Source organism: Bradyrhizobium sp. BLXBL-01 (assembly GCF_051853025.1).
Lineage (GTDB): Bacteria > Pseudomonadota > Alphaproteobacteria > Rhizobiales > Xanthobacteraceae > Bradyrhizobium.
Genome location: NZ_CP182471.1, coordinates 1,794,967 through 1,816,856, shown reverse-complemented (window position 1 = coordinate 1,816,856; position 21,890 = coordinate 1,794,967). Strand labels below are relative to the sequence as shown.

Sequence of the window (21,890 nt, the reverse complement as noted above, 5' to 3'; positions counted from 1 at the left end):
GCTCCTGCCTCTTTGTATCGATCGAGTAGTTCGGGAGTTCGCAGCACGTAGCAAGCCCGAGGATCGTGCCCCGTGGCGTGGTGTAGCTGAGTGCGGGTCACCACGTTCGCCGGCATGGGCCGGATCGGTCAGCTGGCGATTGCCGGGAAGCTGACGGCGGGATCATCGCCCAATGGGGCGATGGTTTCCAGTGTCATGTAGCGGCCGCGCTGCACCGCCCACTCGTCGTTCTGCTCGAGCAGGATCGCACCGACGAGGCGGATGATGGCGTCTTCATTGGGGAAGATGCCGACCACTTCGGTTCGGCGCTTGATCTCGCCATTGACCCTTTTGAGCGGATTGGTCGAGTGCAGCTTGGCGCGGTGCACAGCCGGGAAGCTCATATAGGCAAGCACGTCGGTCTCGGCCTCATCGAGGAAGGCGGCAAGCTTCGGCAATTTAGGGCGGAGCTGGTCGGCAATGCGCCGCCATTGCGCCCGCGCCGCCTCGGCGTCGTCCTGGGCGAAGGCAGTGGCGATGAAGGCGGAGACGACGCGCCGTCCGCTCTTGACGGCATGGGCCAAGGCGTTGCGCATGAAGTGCACGCGGCAGCGTTGCCAGGTGGCGTTGAGAACCTTGCCGACCGTGGCTTTGATCCCCTCATGAGCGTCGGAGACCACCAGCTTGACGCCGCGCAAGCCGCGCCGCGCCAGCTTGCGCAAGAACGCGGTCCAGAACGTCTCGGCTTCGGAGGGACCGATATCCATGCCGAGCACCTCGCGCCGGCCGTCGCTGTTGACGCCGACCGCGATGATCACCGCGACCGAGACGATGCGCCCGTTCTGGCGCACCTTCACGTAGGTGGCATCGATCCACAGATAGGGCCAGTCGCCCTCGATCGGGCGATTGAGGAAGGCCTTCACCTTGTCGTCGATCTCACTGCACAGCCGCGACACCTGGCTCTTGGAGATGCCGCTCATGCCCATCGCCTGCACCAGGTCGTCGACCGAGCGGGTCGAGACGCCCTGCACGTAGGCTTCCTGGACCACAGCGGTGAGCGCCTTCTCGGCCATCCGCCGCGGCTCGAGAAAGCCCGGGAAGCAGGAGCCTTTGCGCAGTTTGGGGATGCGCAGCTCGACCGTGCCGGCCCGGGTCTCCCAGCTCCGGTCGCGGTAGCCGTTGCGCTGAGCCAGCCGCTCGGGGCTCTTCTCGCCGTAGGCCGCTCCGGTCTGGCCTTCGACCTCCAGCTCCATCAGCCGGTGGGCCGCAAAGCCGATCATCTCGCGCAACAGGTCGGCATCAGGGGTCTTCTCTACGAGCGCGCGCAGGTTCATCATGTCGTCGGTCATCGGTGGTTCCTCGAATCAGGTTGGTGTCGCAACCCAAACCTTACCGACGAATCATCGATGACCACCCGCAAAGCCGCTCGCTCGCTACGGCGCTCTGTGGGGGCGCGCGTCGCGAGCGGCTTTGCTAATCAGCTACACCACTCTCCGGGACACGACCAGCCCGAGCTGCCCTTGGCGATGCACTAGACCCATCTCGATCAGATCCAGTATGGCGCAAATACGCATGCCAGCACGCTTTTTGAGTCAAAACGAGAAGGCGGAAGGCCGAGAGATTGCAAATTCTAATTCGACTTCGCATGTCTCTGGCGCATTCGTTCATCGCGCAGAGATGGATGACGGCGCAGCTTCATCATGACTACAACAGGTTGTCGGATTTGCGCCCGTTTGTCCCGCTTGCGACAGCCTCCAAATGGAAATTGGCCATCGAAATCAGTACTGCTCGTTTTGGCACTCTATTTGAAACGAACAAGCTATCCGGCCGAAATGATCCAGGTGAGTGTTGCAATGAGCTTTCCAAATTTGACCAAACGAGCAAATACCCTAGGAACCGATAAGGGGGATGAAGTTGGCGACGCCCATGGCTACACCAGCTTCTACTCTTTTTTGTTCGAGGAATTCCGGCACGAACCCTTCACGATGGTCGAGATTGGATTGCAGCACGGTAACGGTTCTCTCGATCCTAATATAATGGTCGGTCGCAAGGTTGACGATATTCCATCTATCAAGATGTGGTTGGAGTTCTTTCCCAACGCCAAGATCGTCGGCTGCGACATCGCAGATTTCAGCGCCTTCAAAATGGATCGCTTCCGCTTCGAACGCCTTGACATGGGCGATGCTGCAGCCCTGGAACACCTTGCGAATTCGCTCCCTCCAGTAAAAATCATTATCGATGATGCTTCACACGCTGCTTATCATCAGCAGCTTGCTCTAGCGAAGCTGTTTCCGATCGTCGAGCCGGGAGGGTTCTACTTTATCGAGGATCTCCACACCACGCACGGGATTGCCTCACAGCTGCCGCCCTGCGATTCAACCGAGACGGTCGTGGAGAAATTCACTCAGACCCGTCAGCTTGACATCCCGTTCCTATCCGGAATCGAACGCAGAACTCTCGAGACAACGATCAGGAAGATGTTCGTTCATCGCAACGATAAGGGAGGCGTCAACCGCTGGACTATGAAAATGGTCGGATTTGAGAAGCATTGAAAGCTCAACTGAGCTTTTCCGACGACCAAGCAGCGATGTGGTGTTAGCATGGGTTCGGGTAACAAGAACTCTGAACTGAACGAAGCCCGACCTGGCATTTCGACCAATCGCTACCGTCTCCCCACCGATCGCGTCTGGCCTGTAGAGGGCACCAGGGAGGCTGTCACATATCTGGGGTGACGGGCTTCGCTCCTTTCGGCGAAGAGCCGGGGCAAAGGCCCGCAGAGGAATGAACCCGAAATCCGGGACATGCTGCGGCTGTCTGCTGCTGGCTTGCTCCCACTTATATTGGCTTTAGTCGTGCACTGCGCGCCCGGCATCTACGATCGGACTTCCGTTGTAGAGGCTGGGCGCCAATCCGAAGAGGCTTATCGAGACGAGATACGGCATGAACAGTAACCGAAGTCGAACACAAGCAAAGCGTGCCAGGAGATGGAATCGACTGTGAAAAGCGCCTGCCTCCAGGCTCTCGGCGTCCAGCTCGATTCTCAGCTCACATTGAATGTCGCGCAAAAAGGGAGGCACTATGCGTATTTGCGGTATCAAGCTGTCGCATGACGGAGCAGTTGCTCTGATTCAGGACGACCGGCTTATTTTTTGCGTCGAGCAGGAGAAGCGCAACAATAATCCGCGATATCAAACGATCGACAACCTTGATGCGATTGTCGATGCCTTGGCGGAGCATGGTCTGGATCCAAAGGAAGTTGACAAGTTTGTAGTCGATGGTTGGGCGGGAAGAGTGAAGTCGCAGTTCCGGGTCTTCAGCGGCACTGCACCTGTTACTCTAAAAGGAGGGCCGTATGTCGAGTGTCGTCCAGAAGGACTTCTCACCTCGCGGGACGCGGTTGGCCTGAGGCTCAAGGGCAGAGATTTTCCTTATAGAAGCTTTCCGCATGTCGCTAGCCATGTGGCGTCGGCATACTGTACCAGCCCCTTCGCCAAAGTTGGAGAGCCTGCATTTTGCCTCGTCTGGGACGGCGGCACCTTTCCACGTCTCTATTATGTAGATCGCAGAAGCGCCCGATTCATCGAATGCCTATTCCCGATGGTTGGGCACGTCTATGCCGTCGCGGGGCTTCACTTTGGACCGTATAGACAGATCAAGCGCTCAAACTGGGACCTGGGTGACCCTGGCGAAGTGGACCCGGGTGGTGCCGGCAAGCTCAACCTGGGTGTTGCCGGCAAATTAATGGCCTATATCGCGCTCGGGTCTGTCGACGAAGAAATCATCAAGATCTTTCAAGACGTCTACCAGGAGCGCTTTGCGGCCGATACGACGCTTGCCAGCTTTCGGACCGACATCGAGAGTATGGAATCGGCGCTGTCTAATTTGCATGATTTTTTTGACGCGAGCGCGCAACACTTGGCGACCGCACGTCCCCAAGATGTGCTCGCATCTTTTCATTGCTTCCTCGAACGTCTGCTCGTCCGCGAATTAGCCATTGCTTTGCAGCGGCATTCGCACTTGACGGCGCGCAATTTGTGCATAGCCGGGGGCTGCGGCCTCAATATCAAGTGGAACAGCGCAATACGTGCGACAGGCCTGTTCGATACCGTCTGGGTGCCCCCGTTCCCGAATGACAGCGGCTCGGCAATCGGAGCAGCGTGCTGCGCAATGGCGGCCGACAACGGCTTTGGGCCGCTGGAATGGTCGGTATATAGCGGTCCAATGCTACAAAAGAGCGACGTGCCACCCGACTGGGAAGCCTCGCCGTGTAGTATGCATGAACTTGCGACCATGCTCACCCGCAACAAGCCCGTCGTTTTCCTTGCCGGCCGCGCCGAACTGGGACCTCGGGCATTGGGTAGCAGAAGCATTCTCGCGGCCGCGACCTCATCCCAAATGAAGGATCATCTGAACGATATCAAGCTTCGCGAGCACTTCCGGCCGGTGGCGCCGATATGTCTTGAGGATCGCGCGCCTGATATTTTCAAGCCGGGAACGCCGGACCCCTACATGTTGTTCGATCACGAGACGCGCGCAGAATGGCGAGACAAAATCCCTGCTGTTGTACATCTCGATGGGTCAGCTCGACTGCAGACAGTTTGCAGAAACTCTCAGCACCGGGTCGCCGAACTTCTCGTCGAATACGAAAAGCTCACGGGCATTCCGCTGCTTTGCAATACGAGTGCCAACCGCAACGGACGTGGATTCTTCCCGCATGTGGCGGCCTCCTGCGAGTGGGGATGTGTAGAGCACGTGTGGTCTGATGGCGTCTTGTGGACGAAAACTCCGTAAGCGAGATGCCGGTCCGGCTCGCTACGGCATCTTTCGACGACGTAAGCGGGAGGAGATTAGTTGAACTCCTTTGCATTTTTGGCTCACTATGTTGGCAGGATAGGACGTCGACTTGGACGGACAACCCGTATTCTCTCCACCTCCGCAAGTGTCTCGTGGCCGCAATTGAGGCGGGACGTCCCGTAATCAGGCAGCCGAGCAGTCTGGGGCGATCAGTACAGCCAAAGGCTGGATGCGGTGGGTCGATGAGATCGGCAACGTTAGCCGGCTCAAATGGGCGGTCATACAACAAAGCCGGCTTCGGACAACCACGCAGTCTGAATGTCGCTGTGACTCAAGATCGAGATTTCGGTATACGCCGTCTCGTTGCCTGGCTCTGCCGGTCGCAGCCAAAATGATGACGCCAACGGCGCGGGACGTCGTCCTCGCAGGGACGCAGGAGATTGGGCTGAGCAACAAATGACTCGTCTTAGAGTTTCACGGCCGTTCGGAAGGACGTCTCTTCATCCCGGGCACGTGGAGTGAGTCTTGCCAATGCTCAGCTTTCCGAAGCTGCTTTCGCAATTGATAACAATCGATAACTCTGCCCCAAGCGAGCGCTGCCTCCGCAGGTCTATTGACGACGCAAGAGTCAACGCTCTGTACGCTCGACTATTCCCAGATAGGCTTGACCGCACCGATCGCCCGCCGATCATTGCCAGCAACACGCTCTTGATCAATCAATGATGTCGGTAGCTGATTCCGGCCAAGTACTGAGGCAGGCCTTGCACGAGCACGGCCGCGCTGGATTTGGTCACGTCCTCGCAAGTAAGCCGCACGCAAGCTAGCCGTAGACTGCGCTAACGGCGACACCATCTGGTTGGCTTTGTGCTGTTCGCACTAACTCGTCGCAGTCAGGACACGAGTGTCGGGATACAGACAACAAACCTCATCCCGCCAGGGACAACACTCCACGACCTTTCAGTCCCATTGCTCCGGTGGCGTGTCCGCCGAGCTCGCAACCGTTGGTACGATGATTGCTTAAGGCGAGCCAGCCCCGTTTAGACCAGATGCGTCGGCCCGTTTGCGGGCAACGAGGCAGTTCTACCAAGAGGAAACGTGAATGTCCGGTGTCGCGGGTGCGTTTTTATGTCCGCCAAGAATTCCCAGTACGACCGTCTACGAACGTCTCGAACACATTGTTTCGAAACTGACGCTTCGTGGACAGGCAGGCGTCGGAATTGCTGCGTTCATGTACAAGCGTGGCATTCGATATGCGACAGCGCTTCCTTCATCGCGCGCCTCAGTGCGTATAGAGCCCATTGAACAGGACTCGAGTTTTCGCCCACATGTCGCAATTGCCCAGATCCATGCCCGACCCGGCAACCTTCGCCTAATTAAAAGCAATGTCAACGTCAGCCACCATTTAGCAATCTCTCTGGATGGAGCTTTAGTCAATGCCGCAGAACTCCGAGGAGAATTGTTTGGTCAAGGGCAACCGTTAGTTCCTGATAGCGACGCTGAGATCCTGCTCCAATGGATTGAACGTTCCTGTGAACAAACGTATTGGCGCCACGGCCTCGCCACCAATTACGAAGCCGTCTTTCGCGAGCTTAATGGGCGTATTGATGGCGCCATTAGCGCGCTCGTTCTGGACCACGAAGGAAACCTTGTCGCATACCGCAGTCAAAGCGGTCTGCGCCCTTTGGAAACCATGCGAACAAGTGACGGGTATTTGCTATTTGCCTCCGAAGATTCCGCATTTACTGCTTTTGAAGGTACGACGCAGCAACTCTCGCCCGGCCACATACAGTATGTAGACGGTCAAACCGGACGCAGCAAGGATCATTCCGTAAGCACTGGGCGATACACGGCCAAACTCTGCGTATACGAAACCCTCTATTTGGGACGTTCAGACACGACGATCCAAGGCCAGTCACATTTCAAAACCCGCTACAACATCGGCGTCGCCTTGGGCGGACCTGTTTCGCAGCGACTGCAAACAAAATCATACTCAACGCCTATAATCGTGTCCTCCATGCCGCGTACGGGGGGCCCGTACGCGGACGGGCTGTTTGCATCGCTCGCTGGACACAACGTTTTCGCCGAACGTCGCGAAGTCATTGCAACGCGATTTGTTGAACGAACCCTTATCGGCACGCTGGAGGAACGACAGTCTCGCATTGCTCAAAAGTACCGAGTGTCGGAGCCTAACCTCTCTAGAAAAACAATAATAATGGTCGACGAGGCTCTCATTCGCGGCGATACGAGCCGAGCCGTTACGCGAATGCTCCTTGCCGCTGGAGCCACGGCCGTACATTGGGCAATCGGTTCGCCACCAATCGTAGCTCCGAACTACTACGGCATCGGTATCGACACACTAGAAGAGCTCGTATTTTGGCAGACATGGAAGCGCCTGCCGCCCGAAAAGCGCGCGCAAAGCCTCCGCTTTCACCGGATGAAGCCCGAAGTTCTGAGAAGCATCGAGGATTGTATGGCGGCATCCATCAACGCAGCCACGCTGTCCTATCTGCCCTTCCACCTCCTGGTATCGTTACTAGCCCACAGATTGGAGGGCTTCGATTTGTCTCCCTTTACATTCAAGATGCCTACTCCTGCGGGACAGCAACGAGCAGACAGGAATTTGCGAGCATTGGTCGGCAGCTGTCTGAACTCAATCGAGCGAGAGGTTGAATAGTGAAACCAGTCCTCGCTTTCGATTGGAATGGAACATTGCTAGATGATGCCTCCGCGCTGCTCCAAACCACCAACGCTATTCTCGCCCACTTTGGCCATGCAACGATCGACATGGCCACGCTTCGGGAACACTGCGACGTTCCCTTGTCTATTCTTTATCGTAGTCTCGGGATGTCGCAGCAAGAGATTGCGGCTGTGGGCCGCAATGGGAGTGCTGTCTTTCATGACACCTACGAACCTCTTGCGGAAAAGGCCACTCTGCGCGAAGGCGCGCGCAGAATGTTGGAGCTAGCGCACCGCGAAGCCGCTCTACCCATAATCGTGAGCAATCATATAGTTGCCCCCCTTCGGGCCCAATTGATAAGACTCGGGATCAGCGACTACATCAAGGATGTGCTGGCTTTTGAAAGTCGCGCCACTCAGTACAAATCCATGAGCAAGGGAGAACGACTTCGTTTGTACCTGCAGAAGAACAGACTAGACCCTGGCTGTACCTTCATCATCGGCGACATGCCCGTCGAAATCGACATTGCACGCGATCTCGGGCTGAAGAGCATATCCATTACAGGAGGATTTGTTTCGGACGCGCGCTTGCGCGCGGCGCGTCCAGACTACACGATTACCAATCATCATGAATTGTTACCCATCTTACAAAGTCGCGGGTTTTTTCAGGGTGAATCATGATTGGCGAAGAACCACCACCGAACACCGGCGCTAGAACGGCGAAGCAAAAAGTCGGGCTTGTCGGAGTCGGGCGTATGGGCACCGGAATTGGGCTGAGCCTATTGCGTCGGCACGTCGAGTTGCATATCAAAGCCAACAAGAATCGTGCCGGTGCGGATCGCTTGGCCAGCGCGGGTGCCCGTGAACATTCCTCCATCGCTGAGTTGGCGCGGCAGGTAAGTGCTGTGGTGTTGTCTTTGCCGTCGAGCCGCGAAGTTGAGAAAGTGTGCCTTGCGCAAGATGGGCTTTTTGTTCATATGTCTCGAGGCGATTTGATAATTGACTGCACCACCTCCTATCCTGCTTCAACAATCGCTCTAGCCCAGCAGGCTCAAAAAGGTGGCCTGCACTTCATAGACGCCCCAGTAACTCGCAGCCCCGAGCAAGCGGAGTTTGGCCTTCTCAACGCGATCGTTGGATCGACTGACGCTGTTTTTCCGGTTGCTGAAGGCATTCTCAGTGCATTTTGTGAGAGCGTATTCCATGTCGGAGATGTTGGACAAGGTCACAAGCTCAAGCTTGTTTATAACAGCATGACGATGGGAATAGCGGCGGTAGCAGGAGAGGTCTGCCAATTCGCAAATGGTCTCGACATCGATCTTGTGACGCTTCGCTCTTTGGTTAGTCGTGGCTCCACCAATAGCGGAATATTCCAAGCCTTCGCTGCCTTTTTGTTGGGCGAGAAACCGGATGTACTGGCGATCTCCATCGCGAATGCTGCAAAGGATATTGCGTGTGCAGTACGCCTAGCAAACGAAAGTTCAGTTTCGGTGCCAGTCCTGTCTGCTGCTGCCGCCAGCTTAAATGCTGCGGTCTCGGACGGAAAAGCCGAACTGACGTTACCTCATTTGTCTCACAGATAAACTCTTAGACCTCTGGGGCCCGAGGCAAGGTCGCTGTCCATCTGCTTCTGGTTGGTGGCTGGCGAGAGTACATTCAAGACGCCGTCTCGTAGCGATTGGCGCGCCGGCGCGACCGCGTCTTTGTAAAGCAAGCCTCTCCTTTTTGCGAAGGATTGCGCGGCATCGCCCGCCCTGTAGAGCAATCCTGGGCGACTATTTCATCTTCGGATCTGGCCGTCATTGTATCACCACCCGGCGGCCGCGTCTCTGTGGCCTTTCTTAAGAATGACTCACCGGCGGGCGTAGGGCCTGAGTTGCCCGCCGCGCTTAGTATCGAGAACGATCCGTTCCCGCTCGGATCAACGCTAGTCTACACTAGATCGAAAATCGTCTATAGAAGGGGTACGATTCCGAATTGAGCAGATCGGATAACACCGTGAAGGCTAAACTTGTCTCCAGGCTCGCCACCGCTGTTTCGACAGCAGTCAATGGCTCGCCGCCGCGGATCTACGCTCCTTCCTTGCGAAGCCTGCCAGAAGGATCGTTGCTTGTGATGGCAACGTTGCCTGTCATTGACTGGAACGACTGCCTTTTGCGAGACTTGCGAGCCCTGTCCGACAAAGGATGCGTTCACGTTTATGCGGCGATGGTCATGATAGACCCTTTCGCCTGCTGGGAAGATTTTCGGGACTTATTGAAAGGTGCGGGAATTTCCGGAGTGGTTAATTTCCCACCTGCATCGATCATTGAGTGGCCGCCGGTTGGCATGCCATTAAGTCCAGGCCGGGAGATCGAACTTCGGCGTATGGAATGGTTCGCAAGCCTAAACTTCAAAACGATGTTCGCTGCTACTACGAACTCCGAAATTACGGTGGCCGAGAGGCGACTTAGTTCCAGTCTGCAAGGTATATTGCATGTGCGGGAAGAGGATCTTGCGATGAGGATTGAGGACGAGATGGAGTTGGTCAGCGGTGGCCAACAGGAATTATCGATACCACAATTCTGGCTGTCGGGTGCGACGAGTTCGAAGGAAACTGGAGGCAAAAAGCGAGAATAGGCTACTCTAAGATCCGCAATTTCTTCATCTTGTTGTAAAGTGTCTTTCTCGAAAGTCCCAGAAAATCCGCAGTCTTTCCGCGATGCAGCCTGTTTCTTTTTAGGCCCTCGATGATCCACTCGCGCTCCGAGAACGCCGATGTGGGCTTGGGGTGTACTCCACTACTCAATAACGGCTTAAGTACCTCCGCGACTATGTGAGCATCTTTCTGTGCGACAAGTTGATTGACGATCTGGCGCAATTCTCTCAAATTTCCGGGCCAATGATGGCCTGCCAGCGCTAAGAACGCGGATTTTTCTATCGCCAAAATCTGAGCGTTCGAATCCCCCTTGGCCTCTACGGTAAAATGCTGAATGAGCTGCGGAAGGTCCTCCAGCCGGTTCGGCAAAGCGGGAAGCTCTATGTCTAACCCAACAAAGAGTGAAAGAAGGCGTCGAGATAGAACACTCTCCAAGCCGGCTCCGCGAGCTACAGTCGCGGTTGCAACAATGCGGGCATTCGATCTTAGAACGGATACGCCGTCCAGGGGCGTGAAACTACCCGTCTCGAGATAGTCGGCCAGACGCTCTTGCCCATCCGAGGTCAACTGATCGACATGCATCAGCAAAACCGTAGAATTGCTCGCGGCTTCCAGAAGCGATAGTTGTCGTTTCCTGTTCGCATGGCCCTCGGAACCCAACAGCGCACCAATCGTATCGATCGCCGGACCGCGGCGACACTGAAACAGCGCCGGCTTCGTGCGCTTTCGGTCGCTGAAGGCATGAATGAGGCTGGCTATGCGTCGCTTGCCTGATCCCGCTTCGCCCCACACCAGCACAGGATTGGTGTTACCAGCCAAGCGCCTTGCAGTCTCTAGCACACGCTTCATGCTCGAGGACTGTGCAACGATGCCGTGGGTGAAGCCGCTCAACTGAAGCTGGCGCTCGAGCAGATCAACTTTCTCGCGCAGCAAGTGGATGGTCTTGAACCCGGAGGTAACCTCAAGGACCGACATCTCCAGTGGGACGCGATCGAGCGATGAGCCGCCGATGAATCCCTTAACACCTGTTTCGCGACATATGTCCAGCAATTCATCCGGCTTCGTAATCGGTCCGCCGCCAAGCAAACAGATCACGCCCTTGTCGATAGATTGAGCCGCGCGCACGACCGCGCTTGTCCGCGCAGCCAGCTCCGATAGGCTAATGGATGGGTCGGTCCCGCCTTCGTACTCCCGATTGAGATTGAAGTTGATGCAGATCGCCTCAGCTCCCGCTTCAACCATACGTCGTGCTTCGGACTGAGTGCGGGTATAGCCGACCGTCATGAGGCCACGTCTTTCCGCCTTCACCAGAAGTTCGATTTCCCGCTCATAGCCGAGCCCACACTTCTCGAGAAGCGCTCTTCTGACGTCATCGATATGGATAATGGAAGGGAAGTTGGTTACGCCGGAAAAGCCCCACCCGATGATGCGATCGAGAAAGCGGTCGATATCGAGCTGCGGATCGAAGGTACAGGCGCCGAAAAACACCGGCAATTTCGTGCTCGGGAGGATCTCGGTTCGACCAAAACGAGCTACGAACTCGTTGGTGTTTCGTATCGGAAGAATTGAGGCGGGCGAAGACCCGCCCATCGCGCGAAAACGGCCAGCATTGAGCGCGAGCACGAAGTCTGCGCCTGCGCGTTCGGCGGCCCTGGCGGTCATGCCCGACCCGATTCCTGCTCCAAGCACAAACGAGCGGGAATTCCGGAAGAACTGCCTGATGCCGGCTCCCTTCACCTCAGCCGTCCGAGTATCGATCCTGAGCCGGCATCATTGCACGGCTGACGTCAAGACTAGCTCCAAGTCGCAGGCACTTGCAACCGCCGTACCGCCTTTCCATTACTCATGAACAGGTGGCAATCGGCTGGAGCAGCTGAGAGAGTGAGCTTTCCGGCGCTATTGCGCGCGCCGGATTGTGGCGCCCTGGCAACGACCGTTTCATCTCCAGCAACACCGTAGATGTACGTGACACTGCCGAGATGCTCAACGAAATCCACGTCGAGCCCAATAGAGATCTCCTGCTGCCCGGGTGCCGGCGAGGAGAAGTCATCCGGGCGAATTCCAACGGTGACCGGCTTGCCAACCAAGTCTTGGTCTGGCTGGACCGGAACGAAGATTGTAGAACCGGCCTCCAGTCGGACGTCTAGGCCATTTTCGTGAGCTGCCTCGACCTTGCCGTCCAGGAAGTTCATCTTCGGCGAGCCGATGAATCCTGCTACAAAGCGCGAGGCCGGATTGTGATAAAGATCGTGGGGGCTTCCGACCTGTTCGATGTTGCCTTCCTTGAGGACGACTATCTTGTCGGCCATGGTCATCGCCTCGACCTGGTCATGCGTCACATAGATCATGGTATTTCCGAGCTGGTTGTGGAGCTTGGCGATCTGAACACGCATTTGCACGCGCAACTCGGTGTCCAAGTTGGACAGGGGCTCATCAAACAGGAACACTTTTGGTTCTCGCATGATGGCGCGCCCGATTGCGACGCGCTGGCGTTGCCCTCCTGAAAGTTGTCGAGGCTTGCGCTCCAATAGATGGTCGATCTGCAATAGCGATGCTGTTTTGGCTATCTTGGCGGCGATCTCAGCTTTCGCGGCTTTGGCCATGCGCAGGGGAAAGGCCAGGTTCTCTTTCACCGTCATATGCGGATAGAGAGCGTAGCTTTGAAAGACCATGCCGAGGTTGCGATCGGCCGCATCGATGTCGTTGACGAGCTCATTGTCGATGAGGAGCCGCCCACCGCTGATGGGCTCGAGCCCGCCAATCATGCGCAGAAGTGTCGATTTGCCCGACCCGGACGGACCAACGAAGACGACAAATTCGCCGTGATCGATAGTCAGGTCGATGTTACGCAGGATCTCGATTGTCCCAAAAGTCTTCTTGAGGCCTTCCAGGCGAACGTCGGCCATCATGCCCTCCTCTGTCGCGGTTGAGCCGCGCGAGCAGCACTTACCTCAATCTCGCGCAAGCTCGATACGATGAAGTCGGGAGCCATCAACGACGGATCCTGACGCGTTGGCACGCCGGTTGTAACAAGCACCGTGGCAAGACCCGCCCTCTTTCCGGCTTGAATATCAGTAGGAACTTGATCTCCGATCATGATGGTCGACTCGCGCTTCGTACCGAGGCGCGAGAGCGCTGTCTCGATCATCGGCACTTGCGGCTTTCCAACGATCGAAGGCTGCACTTGCGTAGCAGCGGCCACAGCTGCAATGGTCGCACCAGCGCCCGGTTCGAACCCGCTTGCCGTCGGCAGCAGAAGATCGGGATTGGTTCCTATGAACACAGCTCCATCGAGGATCGATTCAACCGCAATTCGCAGCTTCTCATGCGTGATATCCCGGTCAAGCCCCATCACAACGGCTTCAGGCGCTCGGTCAGTGACCTCCAGCCCAACATCCCGCATGGCCGTCACAAGCGAGGGAGCTCCGATGACATAGATTCGCGTTAGGTGCGGATAATTGGTTCGAACGAGTCCTGCGGCGGTGATAGCGCTTGTAACGACCTGAGACGGTCCGATCGAAAGACCAGATTCTCTCAGCCTGCCGACGACGTCCTCCGGGGTATGCGTTGAATTGTTCGTCGCAAAGCAGAATGGCACGCCTGCTTTCTGCCATCTCGTAAACGCTTCTATGGCATCCGCTATTGCGGTGCCGCCACGATAAACGACGCCATCCAGATCGGAGATAATCCCTTCTATCGGCGGCCAGTTGATATTAGAGCTGACGCTAACCATTCATCAGCATCCCACCATTCACATGGACAATCTGCCCGGTCATGTAGGAAGCTGCGGGGCTGGCCAGGAACACTGCAAACCCTGCGATATCTTCTGGCAGTCCGACCCGGCCCAGCGGAATTCGGCCACTATGGCGCGCTTCGGTTTCCTCCCGCGGACGCCCGTGCATGGGTGTATCGATAATCCCGGGAGCAATCGCGTTGACGTTGATCTTGAACGGAGCACATTCATAAGCGAGCAGCTTTGTCACATCGTGCACAATGGCTTTTGACAAGCAATAGTCGGCGCCGCCAGCCTGGTAGTTGAAAACAGCACCTTGAGATGACAACGAGGACCCGACATTGACGATGCGGCCGCCTTTGCTCTTCATGAAGCGCTCGATCGCCAGCTTCGCGCAACGAAGCACTGCGACGGAATTGATCTGGATGGTTTTTTCGATTCGATCGGCATTTCCGGTCAAAAGCGCCTGTGCCGATTTTATTCCGGCGTTGTTGATCAGGACATCGAGCCTGCCGAAGCGCTTGGCGATCTCATCAAGCACCCTGCCGACATCATCTTCTCGTGACACATCCATGCTCATCGGCAGGATGCCATTGCCGTGCGGCAAACGAGTTAGAATATCTCGCAGGTTTTCCAAATTCGCGTCGGTTGCCAGGACGTTCGCACCGCCTTGACGGAAAGCATTAGCTATGGCTGAGCCAATGCCTCCACCTGCACCGGTCACAAGCACGGTCCTGTCTGCAACTGAGAACTGTTCGGTCATTCCAACTCCAAGATCGATTGAGAATTCAGAAATTCGTCGACGGCCCAACTGCTAGGCATTGATCTTTGGGCGCCGCGTCGCGTCACACATAAGGCGGCAACCGCGAGCGCCTTTTTTATCGCTTCTCGTATCGGCAACCGATGAGCAAGAGAGGCAGCGAAAGCTCCATTAAAGGCATCGCCCGCGGCGGTCGTATCAACGACCTTCACAGGAAATGCCCGGAGCGCGAAAGTCGCGCTGGCATCGGCGTAGTAGGCTCCCTGCGCACCTAGCGTGATCAGCGCTGCTTTCGGCCCGAGATCGAGAAGCTTTCCAGCTGCGTGAGCGGCGCCGTGGAAGTCATGCACCTCGACACCGGTGAGCTCGAAAGCTTCCGTCTGGTTTGGTGTGACGAAATCGACACTCCTCCACGCCGCGGGCGACAGGCCCGCTCTCACGGGGGCCGGATTGAAAATGAGATCGAATTTCTTGACGCTCTTCAATGCAAAAAGGTGATTCAGCGCGGGGACCGGCATGCCCATTTCGGCGACGACGATTGCGTCCTGCTCAATGAATTCGACCGCCTTCTCGACCATGCTCGGAGTGACTTTTGCATTGGCTCCCGGGTCTATGACAATCATGTTGGAGCCGTCGTCGCCGACGAGGACAAGAGCAGAACCGGATATCTCCCCCGGGCATACCTCAATGGCATCAAGGCGGACACCTGCCTCGCGCAGCGCTTGCAGCAACGATCGGCCAGCGTCATCATCGCCAAGCCGGGTGTAGAAGCTCGGCCGAAGCCCCAATCGAGCGGCGGCGACCGCCTGATTTGCGCCCTTGCCTCCCGCATTCTGCTCTAAGCTTCCCATCAGGCTTTCACCCGGCGTTGGAAGCCGCTCGACGTTGAAGCAGAGGTCAAGATTGGTCGTTCCGAAGAACATCAATGGTCTGGGGCTCATTTCACGGCCCCGAAGGTAAGGCCACGTTCGAGATGACGCTGGCCAAGGATAATCAGGACGACCGGCACGATCATGGTCACCACCAAACCCGCAGCCATGACCGGATAGAACTGAACGCCTGGATTAAGCAGCTTGAGCAGGGCGACGGTGACCGGTGCTTTCGTCGAACTGAGGATCAGGCCAAGAGCGAAATTGTGCCAGGCAAGCAAGAAAATGAGCAATGAAGCGCCGATTAAGCCGGGCTTTAGAAGCGGAAGAACGATGTGCCAGACTACACGGAGCGGCTTTGCACCATCCATGGCCGCCGCCTCCTCAATGTCCTTTGGGATGTCCTCGATATATGATCGGCTTAGCCAGATGATCATTGGTAGCGTGACGACCTGATAAACCCAGATCATGCCGACATAAGTGTCATAAAGGCCAACTGTTTGGAACACGTTGAACAGCGGTATGACGACAAGGAGTGCCGGCGCGAAGCGGAAGCCCAGAATGAAGAACGCGATGTCCTCCTTCCTAGGGATATCACGCCTTGCCAAGACGTAACCTGCGGGCACGCCGGCGATCAGCGATACGAGCACCGCGCCAAGCGATATCACGACGCTATTGGCGACCGGCGTCAGGAAATCAACCTTGATGGTGCCGTAGCTTGTCGCCCCGGCCTGGGCCGCATCGAACAAAACCCGGAAGTTTTCAAATGTTGGAGTGAAGACAAAGCGCGGCGGCCAGGTCATGACCTCGGCCTGCTGCTTCAGCGACATCATAACGATCCAAACCAGCGGAAATGTCAGGATGAGCGTACAGACAACAACCAATCCATTAAGGAACAAGCTTGCGGGCGTTGAGCGGTTGAAGCGCATTGCCAGCTTCCTCTAGCTTACGCGCTGCCGAACCAACCGCCACAATTTTACCATGGCCAAGGTCCCGAGAAGCACGATCAACCAGTTGACAACCATGAGCGCGGCACCACGCCCGAAGGCGAGGTTTTGAAACGCCGTGATGTAGGCGCGAACCGAGAGCACGGAGGTACTGTCACCTGGACCGCCCTGGGTTGTTCCGAAGATGATATCGAACTGATTGAGCGACTCGATTAGCCGAAAGACTGCGGCGATCAGGACATACGGTGCAATGAGTGGAAGCTCAATATGGAGGAACGTCGCCCAACCCTTAGCGCCATTGATCCGCGCGGCTTCTCTGATCTCCTCGTTGATGCCCTGCAAACCGGCGAAGATGATGAGCGCAAAAAATGGTGTGTAAGTCCATATGTCGATGAGAACTAGCGAGAACATCGCCGTACCGGCTTCCGAAATCCAGGCGAAGCGGCCGATCCCGACGAGCGAAAGCAAATAGTTCAGAATCCCGTTTTGTGGATCCATCATTGTGGTCCACATCAAGGCGACGCTCATTGGCGGCAGTACCAACGGAATGAGAATGACAGGCCGCATCAGTTGAGCAAGAAACACGCGGCTTGCAAACAATTTAGCGAGCGCAAGCCCAGAGAACGCCTCCGCGAGGACCGCGGAGCAGGCATACACCGTGGTCGCCCGCACGCTGTTCCAGAAATCTTGGGTCTTGATTGCCACTTCATAGTTGGTGACCCCAATGAAGCGAACCAGGGGACGGCCAAGCTTGAGATCGGTCAGCGATTGGAAGACGCCATAGAAAAACAGAAAGAGAAATCCGAGCAGTATGATTATCGCGGGAGCAATCGCAGCAAGGCTCCACCAGTCAAGAGCATGCTGCCCGGCGTTTTGCACCTGCTCCTTTTTGGACGGTGCCAGTTGGCCTACCGATGATTGTAGTGTCACGGTTGCGTCGATGCCTCGAAGGTTCATCGCTCACGTCCCGAAAGATTCGCGGGGGTAGTGGAGGCGGCAATCTGGTGATGCCGCTCTCCGGTTGCCTTACATGGAGGAGCGAATCTCGGAGGCGAGGTCGGCCAATGTCGCCTTCACGTCCGCACCATTGACCATTTTTTGCATGGCAACTGCCCAGGCGTTCATGGCTTCGGCAAACCCTACGCGCGGGGTAAAGGCGAGCGCAGCCCTGTCCTGAACAGTCTTGAAGGTATCCACGAAATTTGTGAATTCCGGTTTAGCCGCATAGTCGAGCCAAACCTTGTCGCTCCAGGTCGAAGCACGCGGCGAGTTGACGAGCTTGCCGGCGATGGCACCGTTCAGCTCGACCTGCTTTGACGTCGCCCACTGAATGAAGAGCCAGGCCGCTCCCTTTTTCTGGGAAGCAGCATTCATAGCCAGGGACCAGATCCAGATGTTCGATTCGAAAGTCTTGCCGTTCGGAGCTCGCAGTGGCGGAGCGAAGGCAATCTTGCCCGAAGCGGGCTTGCCGGCAACATCGTTCCAGAACCCGAACATGTTGGAATCGATCGCCATCGCTGTCCGACCCGAATTGATGCCATCGACCACTTGGTACCAGTTGTCGTTGGCAAAGGATGGGGCAGCACACTTCTTGATCATCCCCACGTAGTCTTTGTGGAAGGCGATCGACTCGGGAGAATCCAGACCGGTTTCCAACTTGCCGTCCTTGACGACGAAGTCGTGTACACCATAGGACTTGGCGATTGAAATCGCGGCCGTGTGGATGCTGCTCCAAAAGCGCACTCCTCGCACACCCAGGGGCGTGATCGCGGGATCGGCAGATTTTAGCTTTTCGCATGCCGCCGACATTTCCGGCGGGGTTGTCGGAACCTTGATACCGTGTTTGTCAAGAATGTCCTTACGGTAGAACAATTGGATGTTTTCGAACCCGTGCGGGATGGCCCACACCTGACCCCGGCCGGGTTCGATCTGCCCGCCATTGACTTGCCAAGTCAGCGCGTCACGCAATGAGGGGAAGAAGTCCTTGTAGTCATAGCTTGCCGATGTGAGCTTAGGGTCGTTCAGATAGCGGTCGAGCGGCTCAAGCAGTTGACCGGGCGCAAGATCCCAAGCCGGTTGAATTCCTGTGCCGACGACGTCCCACGAGGGCGATTTTGTGCTCAGCTGGATGGTCAGCTTATTCCAATAGGCATCGTCCGGATAAAGCTCGGGCGTCACCTTGATGCCCGTCAACTTCTCGAACTCAGGAAGCTGTGCTGCAACCGCGTCAGCATATGGATGGATGTCGTAAGCCCAAACGATCGAAGCGCCCTCGAACTGGCGCCAGTTGATATCCTCCGCTTTGGCCTGGCCGAAAGATGCAGCCGCACCGGACAAGAGAGTTGAGCAAATCAAAGCGGCTTTGACGAAATGGTAAGAATGGCCGCGCGGTGCGGCTAGCGTCCTTGGCATTGGTCCCTCCTCTGGGCTCTTCGGCCCTCAAATTCACGTGCCTGTCGTCTTCCAGGGCCGCGAGTGTTGGTAACGCTAGCCGTGATTTCCCGCCCTTACGCACCCATTCAGATCGAAGTTGGGTATTTTTGGGTAAGTCAATAAAACAGCGTTACAGCAGCCATTGCCAAAAGCCATGGTGGAGATGGTCAATGCGGGCCCAGGTTCAGGCCCGCGCAGCCAGCCTACAAACGAGGGCCGAGCCGGGCCAACCGCCCGAGCTGGAGCATAGTAGCTCGTTCAAACCCTCTGCTGATCTTACCTTGCGGCACGGACCCCTCGATCTTGTTCTTGATTGTGCTCAGAGGGATGAGTGCCTGATGCATTGCCGCAACCTTTCTCGATCCGCAAACAATCTGGCCTCTCAGCCTCCATATTGCAGGACGATGCTCGAGCGCGACCGCGGGCATCAGCAACAAGGCGTTGCGGATTGGGCGCAACGAAAGGCTGAGGGTTGAGGCGGAGATTGTGGTCGACGGCGGTGGAGACGATGTTGGCGGCGTCCCCCCTCCCGGCCCTTTGAGATGGCAGCGACCGAGATGCCCGTCTCTTCATGTGGCCGATCACGGCTCAATGACTGAGCGGCGCCTGAGCCGATGCGCAGATAGGATTGCCGCAGCTTAAGGCCGCACTCGCGGGCCAGCCGATTGGTTGATCGCCGCATGCTCCAGCTTGCATCGGTCGGGAGGTGATGGTCTTGGGCTGAACGGTGCTCTCCACCGTCGCACGCTTGAGATCGCGCGTCCGCAACGCGCCGGTCTCATGCGCCCCCTCACCCTCTCGGCCAGCAAGGGCTCCAGCTTGTCACCGAGCCGCTTACGTCAATGGCCAAGCGTGTCCGCTACGTAAGCTGGCGCCCTCGTCAGTCCGAACGCCTACGGGGCGTAGGAAGAATCGGATCAAGCTCCTCCTGCTCGAGGATCTTGGATCCATCTTCGGCCAAGTATGCCGCCAGTGAAGCGATGCCGGAGTTTGGTGGGCAACGAGCGGGTGCGGACTTTTTGGTCGGCGCCTGCCCCGAGCGCTCCGCAATCTCAACGCTCATGAGATGCGGCAGGATCGGTCGCCCGACGGCGCGCTCGATCGTGTGGAATATCCAGGTGCCATCCGGATCGATGTCCGACCAGTGAAAGATCGGGGTTTGTTCGCACACCATTGCCGAGATAGTGCGCAAGGCCTGTTGGGTGGCAAGCGAGGGATACCCGCCAACATACAGCGTAGCACCCAGTCGAGAGGGGTCGGCCTCAGCGACGTGCCTGTTGAAGCTTGCAAAGTTTTCGATTGTCAAAACATACGCCGGCGGCTCCCGGAAGCGGACACGATCTGCCTCCTTAGGCGCGATACCGAGATAGAGCGGAGTGGCTCCGGCGAGATCGGCCCCAAGAAGATCGACCTTACCCGCGATCAGCAGCGGCGGGGCAAAGCGTTCCAGCCCGATCGCTCGCAGTGCCTCGCGGGGCCGCGCGCCCGGAGGAAACTCGAGGACCCCACTCAGGAGCCGAACCACGACGCCTTCAACGCGTTCCAACGTCTTGCTGTGCTTCACCGTCCGTCGCGAGAAGGTCTTATAGTCCACATCGAGATGCTTGTTGTCCAGGATGGCCTGGGCGAGATCGAAGGCGTGGCGCAGCGTATCGACATCGGACGAAGCGAAGCCGTGCCACGTTTTCCCCCGTCCCCACACCGCGGCAATCTGAGCAGCGCCTGTCTTCAGAAAATCGTGCAGCGCCGATCCGCCGACAAGCCGCGCGACGGCGTCCTGCGCGATCTGCGGCGCCGGCGTGCGGCCGAGGTATTGGTACAGGGCTTCCGGCGAAGCCAGCCGCACGTGGGCGAGTTGGTCCCGCTTGCCGCGGCGGCCCCAACCAAGGGAGACTGCGCCGGCAGCCTCCGCTTCTCGAATACGTTTTAGAAAGGCGTCGGCATCGATGACGGACGGGAAAGCCGCATAGTCCGGATGCGCGATCGGACTTGCAGCACCGGCTTCGAAACGATCGAGAAGATCGTCGAGCAGGTCCTTCGCGTCGGTGAAGCGGCGAGGCATGATTATTCGGCAGCGAGCCGGGCGGCGAGATCCTGGTCGGACATGAGGTCAGGATCGATCGCCATGAGTTCGCGTTTGGCCTTTTCCTTCAGCGAAACAACGCTCGCCCTCGACTGCTCGCCGATTCTGTCAACTTCCACAATCGTATCCATGTGCTCCAGGACCGCCACGCGCTTCTCGAACGGCGCTGCGATTACGAATTGCAAGCCGAGCTTCTTGTAGAACGCCATCATCTGGCGCTGATTTCGGCCGTCCATCTTGGAGAACGCCTCGTCGAACATCGCAAGTGCAAAGCCCGAAGGCTTGCCTGCGCGCCGTTCTGCACTGCCGTAGACGGCGGCGAGCGAAGCCCCGATGGCGACGTAGATCGGCACCTGCTGCTCCGCGCCGGAGCCGGTGCCACGGCGTTGTTCCCATCGCGTCGAGCGACCGGTCGCCACGTCCTCCATGTGAATCTCGAAGGTATAGAAATTGCGGTAATCCTCGAACTGGGTGAAGTCCTTCTCGGGATCCTCGAGCAATGCCTCCAGCGCCATGATCGTGTCCCTGTGCGGAAAATCGTCGGGAACGTCGCCCCGGAAGAGCATGTCCAGCGCCTCCGGAGAGGTCTTGCCGATCTCGATGATCTTGAGGATCGGCTGGAATTCCACGACCTGGGTGCGATGGAACGAATAGCGCTCGTTGTGGAAGGGATGGGTCTGGAGGCTGCGGTTGAGCGACTGCAGGTCCCGTTCCATCTTCCCGATCCGGGACGTCAGCGCATTGATGAATTCTCCGCGGAGCAGCGTGGAGGCCTTCTCGGCGGCCTCGCGCGCCTGACGTTCGTACCTGCGCAGCTCGTTGGACTCGATGTCATCGATCAACTGCTCCATCCAGGGCTTTACCTCTTGGAGCGGTTCGCTTTCGATGCCGACTTGGGAGCTTGTGCCGAACTCTTCGAAGTATCCGTCCAGGAATTCCCGCACCTGGCGCTCGATGCGTTTGCGCTCCACATCCGAT

General features: G+C 57.2%; 17 protein-coding genes and 1 pseudogene. 6 read left to right on the top strand and 12 right to left on the bottom strand.

The window, feature by feature from the left end; genetic code table 11:
- Positions 1-128 precede the first annotated feature (128 nt).
- On the bottom strand, positions 129-1,328 hold the full coding sequence (locus ACNJYA_RS08380; RefSeq protein ID WP_439402464.1) for an IS256 family transposase: 1,200 nt from the start codon (positions 1,326-1,328) through the stop codon (positions 129-131).
- 351 nt (positions 1,329-1,679) lie between these two features.
- Here ACNJYA_RS08380 and ACNJYA_RS08375 point away from each other — a divergent pair, with 351 nt between their 5' ends.
- The 6 genes from ACNJYA_RS08375 to ACNJYA_RS08350 all read left to right on the top strand — a co-directional run bounded on the left by ACNJYA_RS08375 (position 1,680) and on the right by ACNJYA_RS08350 (position 10,068).
- Complete coding sequence (locus ACNJYA_RS08375) at positions 1,680-2,531, top strand: hypothetical protein (RefSeq protein WP_439402463.1); 852 nt, start codon at positions 1,680-1,682, stop codon at positions 2,529-2,531.
- Between the two features lie 526 nt (positions 2,532-3,057).
- Entirely contained in the window at positions 3,058-4,770 is a 1,713-nt protein-coding gene (gene nodU, locus ACNJYA_RS08370; RefSeq protein ID WP_439402462.1) for a nodulation protein NodU, read from the top strand.
- A 1,102-nt stretch (positions 4,771-5,872) separates the two neighbouring features.
- The gene (locus tag ACNJYA_RS08365) at positions 5,873-7,447 is read left to right on the top strand and encodes a hypothetical protein (RefSeq protein WP_439402461.1); all 1,575 of its coding nucleotides are present in this window, start codon (positions 5,873-5,875) and stop codon (positions 7,445-7,447) included.
- Complete coding sequence (locus ACNJYA_RS08360) at positions 7,447-8,130, top strand: HAD family hydrolase (RefSeq protein ID WP_439402460.1); 684 nt, start codon at positions 7,447-7,449, stop codon at positions 8,128-8,130. Before ACNJYA_RS08365 ends, ACNJYA_RS08360 begins: the two co-directional genes overlap by 1 nt.
- Positions 8,127-9,032: an NAD(P)-dependent oxidoreductase gene (locus ACNJYA_RS08355; RefSeq protein WP_439402459.1), complete on the top strand. Its 906-nt coding sequence runs from the start codon at positions 8,127-8,129 to the stop codon at positions 9,030-9,032. Before ACNJYA_RS08360 ends, ACNJYA_RS08355 begins: the two co-directional genes overlap by 4 nt.
- A 415-nt stretch (positions 9,033-9,447) precedes the next feature.
- A complete protein-coding gene (locus tag ACNJYA_RS08350; protein ID WP_439402458.1) occupies positions 9,448-10,068 on the top strand; it encodes a hypothetical protein in 621 nt (206 codons plus the stop codon).
- A gap of 1 nt (position 10,069) precedes the next feature.
- Here ACNJYA_RS08350 and ACNJYA_RS08345 read toward each other — a convergent pair whose 3' ends face one another.
- The 11 genes and pseudogenes from ACNJYA_RS08345 to ACNJYA_RS08295 all read right to left on the bottom strand — a co-directional run bounded on the left by ACNJYA_RS08345 (position 10,070) and on the right by ACNJYA_RS08295 (position 21,883).
- Entirely contained in the window at positions 10,070-11,749 is a 1,680-nt protein-coding gene (locus ACNJYA_RS08345) for a phosphoenolpyruvate hydrolase family protein (protein WP_439402457.1), read from the bottom strand.
- Positions 11,750-11,880: 131 nt separating this feature from the next.
- Positions 11,881-12,996: an ABC transporter ATP-binding protein gene (locus ACNJYA_RS08340; RefSeq protein ID WP_439402456.1), complete on the bottom strand. Its 1,116-nt coding sequence runs from the start codon at positions 12,994-12,996 to the stop codon at positions 11,881-11,883.
- Positions 12,993-13,820, bottom strand: a complete 828-nt coding sequence (locus ACNJYA_RS08335; RefSeq protein WP_439402455.1) for an HAD-IIA family hydrolase — start codon at positions 13,818-13,820, stop codon at positions 12,993-12,995. The genes ACNJYA_RS08340 and ACNJYA_RS08335 overlap by 4 nt, the downstream gene beginning before the upstream one ends.
- Entirely contained in the window at positions 13,813-14,583 is a 771-nt protein-coding gene (locus ACNJYA_RS08330) for an SDR family NAD(P)-dependent oxidoreductase (RefSeq protein WP_439402454.1), read from the bottom strand. The genes ACNJYA_RS08335 and ACNJYA_RS08330 overlap by 8 nt, the downstream gene beginning before the upstream one ends.
- A complete protein-coding gene (locus tag ACNJYA_RS08325) occupies positions 14,580-15,521 on the bottom strand; it encodes a ribokinase (protein ID WP_439402453.1) in 942 nt (313 codons plus the stop codon). The genes ACNJYA_RS08330 and ACNJYA_RS08325 overlap by 4 nt, the downstream gene beginning before the upstream one ends.
- The gene (locus tag ACNJYA_RS08320) at positions 15,518-16,378 is read right to left on the bottom strand and encodes a carbohydrate ABC transporter permease (RefSeq protein WP_439402452.1); all 861 of its coding nucleotides are present in this window, start codon (positions 16,376-16,378) and stop codon (positions 15,518-15,520) included. The genes ACNJYA_RS08325 and ACNJYA_RS08320 overlap by 4 nt, the downstream gene beginning before the upstream one ends.
- A gap of 12 nt (positions 16,379-16,390) precedes the next feature.
- Entirely contained in the window at positions 16,391-17,353 is a 963-nt protein-coding gene (locus ACNJYA_RS08315; protein ID WP_439402451.1) for a carbohydrate ABC transporter permease, read from the bottom strand.
- 69 nt (positions 17,354-17,422) lie between these two features.
- Positions 17,423-18,808, bottom strand: a complete 1,386-nt coding sequence (locus ACNJYA_RS08310) for an ABC transporter substrate-binding protein (RefSeq protein ID WP_439402450.1) — start codon at positions 18,806-18,808, stop codon at positions 17,423-17,425.
- 604 nt (positions 18,809-19,412) lie between these two features.
- A pseudogene (locus ACNJYA_RS08305) lies at positions 19,413-19,668 on the bottom strand (IS5/IS1182 family transposase); the annotation flags it as partial.
- A gap of 41 nt (positions 19,669-19,709) precedes the next feature.
- Positions 19,710-20,891, bottom strand: a complete 1,182-nt coding sequence (locus ACNJYA_RS08300; protein WP_439402449.1) for a Wadjet anti-phage system protein JetD domain-containing protein — start codon at positions 20,889-20,891, stop codon at positions 19,710-19,712.
- Between the two features lie 2 nt (positions 20,892-20,893).
- Positions 20,894-21,883, bottom strand: coding sequence for an SbcC/MukB-like Walker B domain-containing protein (locus tag ACNJYA_RS08295; protein WP_439402448.1), 990 nt, complete (start codon positions 21,881-21,883; stop codon positions 20,894-20,896).
- Positions 21,884-21,890: the final 7 nt, after the last annotated feature.